The 13,326-nt window shown below is 66.2% G+C and carries 12 protein-coding genes; all 12 read right to left on the bottom strand.

The window, feature by feature from the left end; translation table 11 throughout:
* Positions 1-17 precede the first annotated feature (17 nt).
* The 12 genes from HV786_RS05640 to HV786_RS05585 all read right to left on the bottom strand — a co-directional run bounded on the left by HV786_RS05640 (position 18) and on the right by HV786_RS05585 (position 13,278).
* The gene (locus HV786_RS05640) at positions 18-1,073 is read right to left on the bottom strand and encodes an RNA methyltransferase (RefSeq protein WP_128828899.1); all 1,056 of its coding nucleotides are present in this window, start codon (positions 1,071-1,073) and stop codon (positions 18-20) included.
* A 57-nt stretch (positions 1,074-1,130) separates the two neighbouring features.
* Positions 1,131-1,685 (bottom strand): SMI1/KNR4 family protein, encoded by a 555-nt coding sequence (locus tag HV786_RS05635; protein ID WP_128828898.1) that lies wholly within the window; start codon positions 1,683-1,685, stop codon positions 1,131-1,133.
* A gap of 24 nt (positions 1,686-1,709) precedes the next feature.
* Complete coding sequence (locus HV786_RS05630; protein ID WP_128828897.1) at positions 1,710-2,558, bottom strand: class I SAM-dependent methyltransferase; 849 nt, start codon at positions 2,556-2,558, stop codon at positions 1,710-1,712.
* Positions 2,559-2,718: 160 nt separating this feature from the next.
* A complete protein-coding gene (locus HV786_RS05625; protein ID WP_175210270.1) occupies positions 2,719-3,888 on the bottom strand; it encodes a CMD domain protein in 1,170 nt (389 codons plus the stop codon).
* Positions 3,889-3,912: 24 nt separating this feature from the next.
* A complete protein-coding gene (locus HV786_RS05620) occupies positions 3,913-5,262 on the bottom strand; it encodes an acyl-CoA thioester hydrolase/BAAT C-terminal domain-containing protein (protein WP_175210269.1) in 1,350 nt (449 codons plus the stop codon).
* A gap of 3 nt (positions 5,263-5,265) precedes the next feature.
* Positions 5,266-6,837, bottom strand: a complete 1,572-nt coding sequence (locus HV786_RS05615; RefSeq protein WP_056319159.1) for an ABC transporter substrate-binding protein — start codon at positions 6,835-6,837, stop codon at positions 5,266-5,268.
* A 74-nt stretch (positions 6,838-6,911) separates the two neighbouring features.
* A complete protein-coding gene (locus HV786_RS05610) occupies positions 6,912-7,937 on the bottom strand; it encodes an ABC transporter ATP-binding protein (protein WP_128828895.1) in 1,026 nt (341 codons plus the stop codon).
* A complete protein-coding gene (locus HV786_RS05605; RefSeq protein ID WP_128828894.1) occupies positions 7,934-8,947 on the bottom strand; it encodes an ABC transporter ATP-binding protein in 1,014 nt (337 codons plus the stop codon). The genes HV786_RS05610 and HV786_RS05605 overlap by 4 nt, the downstream gene beginning before the upstream one ends.
* Positions 8,944-9,861, bottom strand: a complete 918-nt coding sequence (locus HV786_RS05600; protein WP_056319169.1) for an ABC transporter permease — start codon at positions 9,859-9,861, stop codon at positions 8,944-8,946. Before HV786_RS05600 ends, HV786_RS05605 begins: the two co-directional genes overlap by 4 nt.
* Entirely contained in the window at positions 9,858-10,832 is a 975-nt protein-coding gene (locus tag HV786_RS05595) for an ABC transporter permease (protein ID WP_056319244.1), read from the bottom strand. The genes HV786_RS05600 and HV786_RS05595 overlap by 4 nt, the downstream gene beginning before the upstream one ends.
* On the bottom strand, positions 10,829-12,304 hold the full coding sequence (locus HV786_RS05590; protein WP_175210268.1) for a flavin-containing monooxygenase: 1,476 nt from the start codon (positions 12,302-12,304) through the stop codon (positions 10,829-10,831). The genes HV786_RS05595 and HV786_RS05590 overlap by 4 nt, the downstream gene beginning before the upstream one ends.
* A complete protein-coding gene (locus HV786_RS05585) occupies positions 12,301-13,278 on the bottom strand; it encodes a LysR family transcriptional regulator (protein WP_175210267.1) in 978 nt (325 codons plus the stop codon). The genes HV786_RS05590 and HV786_RS05585 overlap by 4 nt, the downstream gene beginning before the upstream one ends.
* Positions 13,279-13,326 lie beyond the last annotated feature (48 nt).

Here is a 13,326-nt window from a genome sequence, read left to right as displayed (position 1 = left end):
CCCGCCCGCAAGGCAGACTAGGCGGCTGCCGGCCTGGCAGCGCGCGTGCGGCGCAGCTCGACCACTTGCTCCGCGCCTACGGCACGCGCGCGCAGCTGGCCACAGCCGCCGTCCACATCCTGCCCCGCGCTATTCCTGACTTTGGTCAGCACGCCACGGCTGTGCAGATAACGGACGATTTCGCGGGTGCGCTCGGAATCGGGGCGCTGGTAGGTATCGCCTTCAAGGCTATTGAACGGAATGACGTTGAGCACGCCGTACTTGCCTTTGAGCAAATCCGCGACCGCATCGAGTTCGTCGTCGCCGTCGTTGACGCCTTTGAGCAGCGTCCATTGATACTGAATCGGATAGTCGGTGTCGCGAGCATATCGCTCGCCAAGTTCGATCAGTGCTTCCGGCGAGATCTTGGGCGCGCGTGGCAGCAGATGCTCTCGCAACTCGGCTTTGGTCGTGTGCAGCGACAGCGCCAGCGCAGGCTTGACGCGTTGCCGCGGCAGCGCGTCGAACACGCGCTGGTCTCCCACGGTGGAAAACACAAGATTCTTGTGCCCGATATTGCCTTCGGTGCCGAGCAGGTCGATGGCTTCTAGCACGTTGTCGAGGTTGTGCGCCGGTTCACCCATGCCCATGAAGACGACTTTCTTCACCGCACGCTGACGCCGCGCCAGCACGACCTGGGCAAGGATTTCCATGCTGGTGACCTGACGAATCAAGCCGCTCTTGCCGGTCATGCAGAAGCGACAGCCGACCGCACAGCCGACCTGGGTGGATACGCACAGTCCGTCGCGCGGCAACAGCACGCTTTCCACCATCTGCCCGTCGGCCAGTTCAACAAGCAAGCGCGAACCGTCGCTGCCGGCATGTTCGGAGCGGATGCGGGCAAGGCCGTCCAGTTCCGCCGTCAAGGCGGGCACGGCATCGCGAACCGCGAGGGGCAGAAAATGCTCAGCGCTACGGCGCCGCGTGCCGGTGTCGAGCGCTTGTCCTTGCAGCCAGACGCGCATGACCCGCCCGCGGTGAACGGGCAGCGCGCCGAGCGCGGCGAGGCGTTGGTCGAAGTCAGAGAAGCGCATGGGGAGCGGATTTTACTTTGGTCGTGGGAATGGGCGGGGGGCGTCTGATCCCCAGCCTTAAAAATCCCCCAGAAATTCCTCGGGGTCGGCTTCGACCTCAGCGATTGATCCCGTCAGTAGCGCGGCGAAGCTTGGCGCCACCCACGTGATCTGATCCGGGTCATGGGTGAAAGCGATGATCTGCCCCGGTGTGCCGGATTCGCTCGGGGAGTGGTCGACCATCAGCAGCATCGTGGCGCCGCCAAAGCTGGCGAAGGGGAGCCAGCCCGGGTGAAACCAACCGTCCCTGATGCGCGCATCTCGCGGCTCTGGTTCCTCATATCCGGCATATCGCGGCGCGCGGTCCGCCATCCGTGCTCGTCCTGCAATCGCCTTTTCCAGCGGCAGAAAATCATACGCCGTCAGATAGCCCGGCCGCATGAATACCGGCGCATCGCGCTCGGCCCCATTGGTCAGAAGCCAAGCCTGCCTGGCATCCGCAGCGATGGGGAAGCCAAGTTCCGCCTCGACCGCTTCAAGCCCCGATTCCGCCGCACCCGGGTTGAGGTGTAGCGCGTGGCCATGCGCGTCGCACACCGCACGAAGCCGATCAAGATAAAGGGAAAAATCCATTGCCGCAGGCAGTCCTTTTCAGTGTTACGCAGCTTGCGGCAAGAAAAACCGATCCTTCAATTCCTGCAACCCGATCCGCTCCAACATCTCGGTCAAACGCTGCGCAGGCTTGCGCGTCGGCAGGTTTTTATATTGCGCGATGATCAGCTCATTCTTCATCGAATGCTCCCAGCCGACCAGTTCGGTCACGCTGACCTGATATCCGTGCGCCTCTAGCTGCAGGCACCGCAGCACATTCGTAATCTGGCTACCAAATTCCCGCGTATGCAGCGGATGCCGCCAGATCTCGGCCAACGGATCCGCCAGCGCCTTCGCTTTGTTCTTGCGCAGCACCGAAGCCACCTCGGCTTGGCAGCACGGCACGACCACGATGTATTTGGCCTTCTTCTCCAACGCAAAGTGAATCGCGTCGTCGGTTGCAGTGTTGCAGGCGTGCAGGGCGGTCACCACGTCGATCGACGCGGGCAGTTTGTCCGAAGTGATCGACTCCGCCACCGACAGGTTCAGGAACGACATGCCGCCAAAGCCCAGCCGCTTGGCCAGATCTTCTGACGACTTCACCAGTTCTTCGCGGGTTTCGATGCCGTAGATGTGGGAGCCGTTTTTCAGCGCCTCGGGCTGATCCTTGAAAAACAGGTCGTACAGGATGAAGCCCAGATACGACTTGCCCGCGCCGTGGTCGGCCAGGGTGACGGCGCCGCGTTGGTCTTGGACATCCTTGAGCAGCGGCTCGATGAACTGGAACAGGTGATAGACCTGCTTCAACTTGCGGCGGCTGTCCTGGTTCATCTTGCCGTCGCGGGTCAGGATGTGCAGGGCCTTGAGCAGTTCGATCGACTGGCCGGGGCGGATGTCGTGGGTTTTTTCGGACATGGGAAAGGCAAAGCGCCCCGCTGGGGCGGGGCGCGTGTATGTGCGGGAAGGGACAGTGTAACAAGCCGATCCTTCCGAGTGTCTGACACCCGTATGCGCAGGCGGGGGAACCCAAGCGAGCGTACGCGGGTGTCAGACACCGGCTGAATGTGGCTGTCCGTCAGACCGTTACAAGCAACGGCTCACCCAAATTCAGCATCAACCGGTTCGCCCACGCAAAGATCGCGTCCGAATGCAGCAGATCCAGGATCTCGCCGTCATTCAGCCCCACATCCTTCAACGCCTGGATGCTGGCCGCGTTCACGTTGGCCTGCGCCTCGGTGATCTGGATCGAGAACTTCCCAATCGCCTGCTCACGCTTGGTCGTGCCAGCCGTGACCGGATTCTCAAACACCTGCCCAATCACATCATTGCGCTTGGCCAGTTGCTCGAACCGCTGCGCGTGGACCGACGCGCAGTACACGCAGCCGTTTACACGCGACACCACCGTGGCGCCCAGTTCGCGCTCGGCGCGCGACAGGCCGCCCGGCGCGTACATGATGGCGTTGAAGGCCGTGGAGCGTTGGCGCAGGATTTCGGGCTGGTGGACCAGGAACAGGTAGTAGTCCGAGACCTTGGCCTTGGGGTGGCTTTCTTCCAGGACGGCGATCTGTTCGGGGGTGGCGGTGTCGACGTTGACGACGTCCAGCCACGCCTTCCATTCCAGGACTTCGTTGGTGAAGCCATGGGCCTTGATGACGGCGCCGGGTTCGGTGTTGCCGGGGTTGATCACGGCCGTGGCATCGGCGGCAGCGGCATCAGACCCCAGGCTCTCAGCCGCTTTCATCGCGACCAATCCAGCCACCAGGCGCGTTTGATACGACAGGAACGCGATCAGTTGAGATAGCGTGACGACGGCCGGGGTGGAAACCCCCGCAGCCGGCAGCGTCTTCAACGCGGCTTCGTCGCCTTCGACCGGCTTTTCGATCAGCTTGCGGGTGAATTCCAGGATGGCGGCCAGGCGGGGGTCGGCGGCATCGGCCGGCTTGCCGGATTCGGCGACGGCGATGTCCGCGGCCGGCACGCCGGCCTCGACCGCACGGGCGCGATAGTGCGCGGCCAAAAGCGGCGACGGGGTGATGCGCGTGGCGTACAGCGCGACCAGCAGGCGGTCGGCCAGCGGCAGGCCGGGCAGGGCGGGGTCGAAGAGGGCGTCGTAGCTGCCTTGCGTGGCGGCGGCGACCTTGTCGCGCTTGTGGCGCACGTCAAAAGTCTGGCTGCCGGGCGCCAGGCCCACGAGCTGGTCGACGATGTCTTTGCTGATGTCGTAGACGATCGGTTGTTGTGCCATTGAGGAGGTCTCCTAAAGTTTCGTTCAGCGGACGTTGCCCGAGGCATCGTTCGTGGTCGCTGCCGGCTTGCCAGCCGCCGCGCCCTTGGCCTTTACCGCCGCGTCCAGGAACGTCTTCACGCCTTCCCAGGATTCCTGGTCGGCGCGGGCGTTGTCCTTGGGGTTGCCGCCGCTGGTGCTGATCTTGCCCGACACGGGGTGGGCATACACGAGCTGGGTGGTGGGCACGTAGGGGAACAGGATCGAGTGGCCGCCGTTCTCGTAGTCCAGCCACTGGACCGGGTACGGGTGCCGCACTTCGGTCAGCTTGTCCTGCACCATCTTCGAGTACAGGCTGGACGGCCACGAGCCGTCGTCGGTGCCGGACAGCAGCATGACCGGGCCTTCGATGTCTTCCACGCGGATGCGCGCGCGCGCCACGGCGTCGGGGTCCTGCAAGGCCGTCAGGATGGCTTTTTCGTGGCGATGGGGCGCGGGGCCTTCATCGAACGGGGCCCAGGTCGCCGTGCGGTTGTTTTCCCAGACGTGGGGGATGGGCTTGCCACCCAGCAGCCAGGTCGGGCCTTCGCGGCCGATCTTGGGGTCGCAGGCGTTCTGGCCGCTGTGCACGACGGCGCCGGGCACGTAGGCGACGACGGCCGATACTTCCTTCGGGAAGGTGGCGCCCAAGAGCAGCACCAGTTCGCCGCCGCGCGACTGGCCGCTGATGGCGACGAAGTCGTGCAGGGGCTGGACCTTCTTGCGCAACCAGCGCAGGCCCGTCTGGAAGTACTCCAGCGGGGTGTTGGAAATGTAGTCCGACAGGCCGGGCGCCTTGAAGTACGCCAGCGCGAAGGCGGCGTAGCCGCGCGAGGCGTACAGGGCGGCGCGCGGTTCGTTGATGCCGCCGCCGGACCCGTTCAGGATCATGACGGCGGGATGCGCTCCCGGGGCGCTGCCGGCGGGCAGGTACAGGGTGCCGACCAGGCCTTCCTCGCGGACCTCGACGCGCGTGACGCCGTCGGCCGCCAGGCGTTGCGTGAAGCTGCCGCGCGCCTCGGCGCCTTCGGCGCGGACCACCACCTCGGTGACGAGGGCGTCGGTCACCGGCTGGTTGAAGTACTCGCGGCTCTTGCCGTCATCGGGAGACTGCGCCCAGATCAGCCCCATCGGGGCCAGGCCGGTGTAGTCGCCCGAGACGGGGGCGTCGCGGGTCAGGTCGACGGCGCCGTCCTCGCCTGCCGTGTAGGCGGCCTGGGCTTGCCAGAGCACGCCGTTGCGGCGGGTGAGGGCGGTGATCTCGACGGTGGCGCCGGGCGCGACGTGTTCGACGCGGATCTGGCGCGGGACGTCGATGAGAGCGTCCGCGGGGCTGATGTGCAGGGTCGGCGCCATGGCTTACTTGTCCGAGACCTTGGTGACCATCATGGCGGCCGTGCGGTCGCTGGTCATCGGGGTGACCTTCAGACCCTTCTTGGTGGCCCAGATGTTCTTGTAGTGGAACAGCGGGATGATGCCGACGTCGTCGGACACGAGCTTGACGGAGTCGCGCAGGATGGCTTCACGCTTGGCCACGTCGAATTCCGAGGTGGATTGCTCCAGCGCGGTGTCGACCTTGGGGTTCGTGTAGTGGCCCCAGTTGGAGGCGCCCAGGCCCTTCTTGGCGTCGACGGTGGCCAGGATGTTGACCAGCGCGTAGCTGGCTTCGCCCGTGCCGTTGCCCCATGCCAGCATGCTGACGGCGAATTCGTTCTTGTTGGCGCGGCCCGAGTACACGGCCCACGGCACGACTTCCACCTGGGTCTTCACGCCCACGCGGGTCCAGAACTGCGCCACCGCCTGGGCCGTTTCCGGGCCTTGCGGGTAGCGGTCGTTGGGCACGTGCATGGTCAGCTTGAAGCCGTCGGGAAAGCCCGCTTCGGCCAGCAGCTTCTTGGCTTGCGCGACGTCGTTGGGGATGTCCTTGATCTCGGGGTTGTAGCCGAAGGTGCCCTTGGGCATCCACTGGTTGGCTTCGGTGGCGGCGCCTTGCAGGATGCGGTCGGCGATGGCCTTGCGGTTGATGGCCAGGTTCAGCGCCTGGCGCACGCGCACGTCCAGGAGCGGGTTCTTGTCCAGGGGCTTGCCGTTGTTGTCGGTGATGTACTGGTTGGGCGCCGGGTTGAAGCTGGGTTGCAGCAGCATGACGCGCAGGCCGTCGTACGGGTAGACCGAGATGTTGGCGGCCTTCTCCAGCTTGGCCAGGTCGGATACCGACACCTTGTCAATCACGTCCACGTCGCCGGCCAAGAGGGCGGCGGTGCGGGCGGCGGCGTTGTTGATGTAGCGGTAGTTGACCTTCTCCCAGATCTGCTTGTCGCCCCAGTAGGCGTCGTTGCGTTCCATCAGGACGCGGTCGCCGGGCGTGTAGGAGACGAACTTGTACGGGCCGGTGCCGACCATGGCCTTGCCCGAGTTGTAGTCTTCGGTCGAGGACTTTTCGCCGACGTGCTTGCTGACGACGTGGATGGACGCCAGGTTAAGCGGCAGGTCGGGGTTGGGGGCCTTGGTCTTGATGATGAGGGTCAGCGGATCCTTGGCGGTCATCGTGTCGATGGTGCGCAGGTAGCCGGCGTAGGTGGCGACGCTGCCCGGCACGCCGCGGGCGCGGGTGTAGGAGTAGATCAGGTCGTCGGCGGTGAACGGCGTGCCGTCCTGCCACTTGACGCCTTCACGCAGCTTGAATTCCCAGGTGGTGTTGTCCAGCGGCTTCCAGCTCACGGCCAGGCCCGGCTGCAGCTTGTTCCACTTGTTCTCGATCAGGAGGTCCCAGAAGTGCAGGGCCACCGAACGGTCGCCGGCGTGGTTGTTCAGCTGCGGGTCCAGCGACGACAGCGGGTCGGCAAAGCCGATCGACAGGTTGTCCGCGGAGGCGGCGGCCGAGGCGCCCAGGATGGCGGCGGTGAGGGTCGAGAGAATCAGGCGTTTCATTGTCCGGGATCCTTGGTGAAGGGGGAACGGTGTGGGTCCAGCGGCCGCGGCGGTCGTGCCGCGGCCAGTGATGGTCAGGCCATGTCGTTCAGGTGACAGGCGCTCAGGTGGTTGATGGCGATTCCCTTCAACGTGGGAACCTCGGTCTTGCAGCGCGGCATCGCGTGCGGACACCGCGGATGGAAATGACAGCCGGTGGGCGGATTGAGCGGGCTGGGAATCTCGCCCTTGATCGCGGTGAAGGTCTTGTGGCGCGATTTCAGGCTGGGGATTTCGGCCAGCAGAGCCTGCGTGTAAGGGTGGTTGGGACGGCGGAAGACCTCTTCCACCGTCGCCGTTTCCACGACTCGGCCCAGGTACATGATGACCACGCGATCGGACAGGTGTTCGACCACGCCCAGGTCATGGCTGATGAACAGATACGTCAAGTTCAGTTCTTCGCGCAGGTCCATGAACAGGTTCAGGATCTGCGCCTGGATCGAGACGTCCAGCGCGGCCACGGCTTCGTCGCAGACCAGCATGGACGGCTGCACCGCCAGCGCGCGGGCGATGCCGATGCGCTGGCGTTGGCCGCCGCTGAACTGGTGCGGGTAACGCTGGCGCAGCGACGGGTCCAGGCCCGCGCGTTCCAATTGCGCGCTGACGTAGTCGTCGAAGTCGCCGTTGCCGACCAGGCCGTGGATGCGGGCGGCCTCGCCCACGATCTCGTCCACGCGCAGGCGCGGGTTGAGGCTGGCGTACGGATCCTGGAAGATCATCTGCACCTTCAGGCGCGCGGCGTGGGCCTCGGCCGGATTCATGTCGGCGGGGCGCACGCCATTGATGCGGACTTCACCGCCCGAGGGCGTGAGCAGGCCCGCCGCGATGCGGCCCAGGGTGGACTTGCCGCAGCCGGATTCACCGACCAGGCCGACGACCTCGCCAGGATTCACGATCAGATCGACGTGGTCCACGGCGCGCGTGATGGCGGGCGGCTTGGACAGGCCCAGCGACTGCATGGCGCGGCCGGCGGCGCCGACCTTGCGTTCGCCAAAGCGCTTGCTGACCTGACGCAGGTCGATCAGCGGCGTGGGGGCGTTGGCAGCGGAAATGGCGCTCATGCCGCCACCTCGCGGTGGATCTGGATGGAAGGATGGAAGCAGCGCACGTTGTGTTGGGGTAAGGCTTGGGTGATGCCGGGTTGCTGGCCGCAGGCGGCGGTGGCGCGCGAGCAGCGCGCCGCGAAGGCACAGCCGGCCGGCAGGTGCAGCAGGTTGGGCGTCATGCCAGGAATCTGGCGCAGGCGCTGGCCGCGCGCATTGTTGCTGGGCAGGCTGTCGATCAGGCCCACGGTGTACGGGTGCTGCGGACGGTCCAGCACGTCGTCGACCTTGCCGTGTTCGACGATGCGCCCGGCGTACATGACGGCCACTTCGTCGGCAAGGCCCGCCACCACCGACAGGTCGTGGGTGATCCAGATAAGGCTGGTGCCGTGCTGCTGGGCCAGCTTCTGCACTTCGGACAGGATCTGCGCCTGGATGGTGACGTCCAGCGCGGTGGTGGGTTCGTCGGCAATGATGAGGTCCGGCCGGTGCAGCATGGCAATGGCGATGGCCACGCGCTGGCGCATGCCGCCAGACAACTGATGCGGATAGGCGAGCAGGCGTTCCTCGGGGCTGGGGATGCCCATCATGCCCAGCGTGTCGCGCGCCAGGATGCGGGCCTGGGCGCTGCTCATCTTGTTATGCGCGCGCACCGTCTCGATCATCTGCACGTCCACCCGCAGCACGGGGTTCAGCGTCATCATCGGATCCTGGAAGATCATGGCGATGCGGTTGCCCTGCAGGCGGCGCAATTCGCGCGGGGGCAGCGTGGTCAGGTCGCGGCCCTGGAACAGGACCTGGCCGCCCACGATGCGGCCCGGCGCATCGACCAGACCCATGATGGAAAAGCCCGTCACGGACTTGCCCGAGCCGGATTCGCCGACCAGGCCCAGGATCTTGCCGCGAGGCAAGGTGAAAGAGACGTCGTCCACGGCGGGCAGCACGCCCGCGCGGGTATGGAAGTGCGTGCGCAGGTTGCGCACTTCAAGCGTGGCCGGCGCGCCAGCCGAGGCAGAGCGGTCGGTCATTTGTGGGTCCTCGGGTTCAGCACGTCGCGCAGGCGGTCGCCCACCAGATTGATCGCCACGATGGTGATGAGCAACGCGATGCCGGGGTAGAAGCTGATCCAGTATTCGCCGGACAGCATGTATTGGAAGCCGTTGGAAATCAGCAGGCCCAGCGACGGTTCGGTCACGGGCACGCCCAGTCCCAGGAAGCTCAGCGTGGCTTCCAGCGTGATGGCGCGCGCAATCTGCAGCGTGCCGATGACGATCAGCGGCGGCAGGCAGTTGGGCAGGATGTGCTTCAACATGATCCGCCAGTTGGGAATGTCCAGGCAGCGGGCGGCTTCCACGTATTCGCGGCGGCGCTCGACCAGGGCCTGGCCGCGCGCGGTGCGGGCGTAATAGGCCCATTCCAGGATCACCAGCGTCAGCACCACGTTGCCCACGCCCTTGCCCAGATAGGCCAGGATCATCATCGCGACCAGGATCGACGGGAACGACAGGATCAGGTCCACGAGGCGCATGATGAAGGCGTCGACCTTGCCGCCGGCGTAGGCGGCCAAAAGGCCCAGCAGCGTGCCGATGATGCCGGCGATCAGCGCCGAGCCCACGCCCACCATCAGGCTGATGCGCAGGCCATACAGGATGCCCGACAGCAGGTCGCGGCCCTGGCCGTCGGTGCCCAACCAGTAGTGGAACGTGTCCAGGCCATTCATGGAACCCGGCGGCAGGCGCGAATCCAGCACGTCGATCTGCAGCAGGTCATAGGGATTCTGCGGCGAGATCCACGGCGCCAGCACGGCGGCCAGGATCAGCAGGGTGGCGACAACCAGGCCCAGCACGGCCGTCTTGGACGACATGAACTCGGCAAGGTTGCGGCGCCACGGCGACTCTCGGCGCAGGGCGGGCGCCTGCGCGGTTTGGGATACGGAACTCATGCCGTGGCCTCCAGCCGTACCCGGGGGTCCAGCACTTTGTACAGAATGTCGACGATCAGGTTCAGCGTCACGAACAGGCACACCACCACGATCAGATAGGCCACAATCACGGGGCGGTCCAGCGCGTTCAGGCTGTCCAGGATAAGCTTGCCGGCGCCGGGCCACGCAAAGATGCTTTCGGTGATGACGGCAAATGCGATCGTCGAGCCCAGCTCCAAGCCCAGCACCGTCACCAGCGGAATCATGGTGTTGCGCAGCACGTGGACACAAACCACGCGGAACGGCGACAGGCCCTTGGCGCGCGCGAACTTCACGAAGTCCAGCGGCATCACGTCGCGCACGCCGGCGCGGGTCAGGCGGATCACCAGCGAGATCTTGAAGAGCGACAGATTCAGCGCCGGCAGGATCAGGTGGCGCCAGCCGTCGGCCGTGAGCCACGACCACTGAAAGCCCAGGAACTCCACCGTCTGGCCGCGGCCGCTGGCGGGCAGCCAGCCCAGCGACACGCTGAACGCCATGATGAGCATCAGCGCCACCCAGAAGGTGGGCAGCGAAAAGCCGACGATGCTGCCCGCCATGATCATCTTGGCCGCGCGGCTGTCGGGATACAGACCGGCAAACAGACCCAGCGGCAGGCCGATGATGACGGCAAAGGACAGGGCGGTGATGGCCAGTTCAAGCGTGGCCGGCAGGCGCTGGATCACCAGTTCGATCGCCGGGATGTTGTAGACGAAGCTGTTGCCCAGGTTGCCGTGCAGCGCGCCGTTCAGGAAGGCCAGGTATTGCTGCCAAAGCGGCTTGTCCAGCCCCAGTTCGGCGATGATGCGCGCGCGGTCCACCTGGTCCACGTCCTGGCCGATCAGGATGTCCACGGGGTTGCCGATGGCGTGCAGGCCCACGAAGACGATCAGCGTCATCAGGAACACGACCACCGCAGCCTGCGCCACGCGGCGTAGCAGCCATGCGGTCATTGCGCGGTCTCCGCCTGCGAAGCCGTGGCCGGCGCGGCGGCCGGCGTCCACTCGTCACCGAACACTTCGGGCTCCGAGAACGCTTCCATGTTGGCGTAGTGCGTCACCACGTCTTCGCGGTAGAACAGGCCGGCGATGCCTTGCGCCAGGCGCTTGGCGCCTTCGCTGATCGCGGGGATGTCGCCCGAGATCGTGCCGTGCGTCAGCGCGGCCGGGTACGAAAAACAGTGCACGCGATCCAGGCCCGGGCAGGCGCCGGGGACTTTCTCCTGCAGTTCGAACACCGGTCCCAGATCAGGCGAGTCATGCAGTTCCTGGTCTTCCTCGCCGGCCGGCGGCGTGTAGCGGTCGCCCCAGGCGCGCACGTGGGGCGCCAGCGGCGCGAACTCCGGCCGCACGGTCCAATCGATGCGAAAGCCCGTGGAGAAGATCAGGAAGTCCAGCACGAACACGCCCTTGGGCGTGGTGACGTTGATCTCGTCATCGACCAGGGCCAGGTCCAGCACGCCACAGCCCAGGTTGAAGAACGCATTGGGATGGCGCGACACGCGCAGCGTGCTGCCGCGCGGGGGCGGCACTTGCGCGGCGTTGATGTAGTGGCGGATCTTCCACTTCCATTCGTCCGGCAGCGTCAGGTGGCCGTGGGTCAGGCCCGGGTTGCCCGCGCCCTTGCCCTTGTTGATGCGCGGGATGTCATTGCGGCGGATCAGCAGGTCGACGCTGGCGGCGCCGGCTTCCAGCGCGGTCGCGGCGCTGTCCATGGCGGACGCGCCCGCGCCCACGACGCCGACGCGCTTGCCGGCCAGGGTGTTGTAGTCCATCACGTCGGACGAATGCGCCCAACGGTCGCGCGGCAGCTTCTTTGCAAAGTCGGGCACGTATGCGCCGCCCAGGCCGTCGCGGCCGGTGGCCAGCACGACGCGGCGGGCCAGGACGGTCGTGCATCCGGCGGGCGACTGGATGTCCAGCGCAACCAGCTGATCGGCGCGCGGCTGCACGGACAGGATGCGGTGTTCGTTGCGCACGTCCAGGTTCAGCACGCGGCGGTACCAGCGCAGATAGTCCATCCATTGCAGGCGGGGAATCTTGTCCAGCGCTTCCCAGGCCGCCAGGCCGAATTGCGCCTCGAACCAGGCGCGGAAGGTCAGCGCGGGCAGGCCCAGCGCGGGACCAGTCAGTTGCTTGGGCGAGCGCAGCGTTTCCATGCGGGCCGTCGTGGCCCACGGGCCTTCGTAGCCTTCGGGCGCCTGATCGAAGATCGGCGCATCGATGCCCAGGTGCTTCAGAGACGCCGCCGCAGCCAGGCCGGCCATGCCGCCGCCGATGATTGCCACATCCAGCACCTGCTGGCCGTCGACCAGCCGGGGCGTCACCCAGTTCTTGGCGGGAATTTCCAGCCAGGAGAGGTCTTGCCGAAGGCGCGCCTCCAGGGCGGGCAGGCCTTGCGGCGGGGTGGCGAGGGGCAGATTCATGATGCGGGTGTTTCCATGACAGGGGCGTCATCGCCGTAGATCGACTGCAGCAGCGCCGAATGCTCGGACGCGTCGTGCAGCACGAAGCCGGGCAGCAGGTCTGCGGCGGCTTCGGCCAACGCGTCTGCCATTGCCTGGCAGGCGGGCGACAACGTTTGCGACTGCGGGGTGATGACCCCAAAGAAGAAAGGGATGTCCAGATCGATGGGACGGATCGCCACGCCCGCCATCGGCGAACCGTAGGCGGTCACGGGTTCCAGCACCGATACGCCCAGGCCCGCGCGGACCGCGGCCAGGGCGTTGACGGACGAATTGGTTTCGATGGTGCCCAGCGCCTGCACGTTGTGCGCGAGCGCCGCATCCAGCCGGCGGCGCAGGCGATAGGGGTTGGCCATGGTGATGAGGCGGCGTCCGGCCAGCGCCGACACCGGCACCACGGCGTGGCGCGCGACGGGATCGTCTTCGGGCAATGCCGCCACGCAAGGCGCCTGTGCAATCCAGTGCACGGTCAGCCCGCGGTGCTCCAGCGGCAGGCTGGTCGCGCCCAACTGCGCGGCGCCCGACAGCACGGCGTGCACCACGCGCTCGGGCGAGGCGCTGCGCAACTGCACGCGGGCGGGCCCAAGCCGGTCTTCGATGCGTTTGAGGGCGGCCGGCACCAGGCCAGCGGCAAGGGCGGACGTGGCAGCCATCAACAGCGGCTGCGCCTGACCGCGCGCAATTTCGTCGGCCCGGCTGCGGATCTGCTGCAGGCCGGACAACGCGCGTTCAACATCGTCGTAAAGCAGGAAGCCCTGTTCGGTGGGCGTCACGCGCGGACCGCTGCGGTTGAACAGGGGATAGCCGATTTCGGCCTCCAGTTCCTGCAGCAACCGGCTGATCGCAGGCTGCGAGCGTCCCAGCAGCCGGCCGGCCGCGGTGACGCTGCCGGTGGACATGACGGCCGCGAAGGCCTCGAGTTGACGAAGTTCCATTGGTCTTGATTTATGCCAAGGACGAATTCTGGCCCGTCAAGTATGCGC

Origin of the sequence: Achromobacter mucicolens (genome assembly GCF_902859725.1) — a bacterium.
Lineage (GTDB): Bacteria > Pseudomonadota > Gammaproteobacteria > Burkholderiales > Burkholderiaceae_B > Achromobacter > Achromobacter mucicolens.
This window is presented reverse-complemented; position numbering and strand designations above follow the sequence as displayed.

Bases quoted from the DNA above. Each gene is read 5' to 3' on its own strand.
- HV786_RS05640 (WP_128828899.1), bottom strand. From the start codon at position 1,073: ATGCGCTTCTCTGACTTCGACCAACGCCTCGCCGCGCTCGGCGCGCTG.
- HV786_RS05635 (WP_128828898.1), bottom strand. From the start codon at position 1,685: ATGGATTTTTCCCTTTATCTTGATCGGCTTCGTGCGGTGTGCGACGCG.
- HV786_RS05630 (WP_128828897.1), bottom strand. From the start codon at position 2,558: ATGTCCGAAAAAACCCACGACATCCGCCCCGGCCAGTCGATCGAACTG.
- HV786_RS05625 (WP_175210270.1), bottom strand. From the start codon at position 3,888: ATGGCACAACAACCGATCGTCTACGACATCAGCAAAGACATCGTCGAC.
- HV786_RS05620 (WP_175210269.1), bottom strand. From the start codon at position 5,262: ATGGCGCCGACCCTGCACATCAGCCCCGCGGACGCTCTCATCGACGTC.
- HV786_RS05615 (WP_056319159.1), bottom strand. From the start codon at position 6,837: ATGAAACGCCTGATTCTCTCGACCCTCACCGCCGCCATCCTGGGCGCC.
- HV786_RS05610 (WP_128828895.1), bottom strand. From the start codon at position 7,937: ATGAGCGCCATTTCCGCTGCCAACGCCCCCACGCCGCTGATCGACCTG.
- HV786_RS05605 (WP_128828894.1), bottom strand. From the start codon at position 8,947: ATGACCGACCGCTCTGCCTCGGCTGGCGCGCCGGCCACGCTTGAAGTG.
- HV786_RS05600 (WP_056319169.1), bottom strand. From the start codon at position 9,861: ATGAGTTCCGTATCCCAAACCGCGCAGGCGCCCGCCCTGCGCCGAGAG.
- HV786_RS05595 (WP_056319244.1), bottom strand. From the start codon at position 10,832: ATGACCGCATGGCTGCTACGCCGCGTGGCGCAGGCTGCGGTGGTCGTG.
- HV786_RS05590 (WP_175210268.1), bottom strand. From the start codon at position 12,304: ATGAATCTGCCCCTCGCCACCCCGCCGCAAGGCCTGCCCGCCCTGGAG.
- HV786_RS05585 (WP_175210267.1), bottom strand. From the start codon at position 13,278: ATGGAACTTCGTCAACTCGAGGCCTTCGCGGCCGTCATGTCCACCGGC.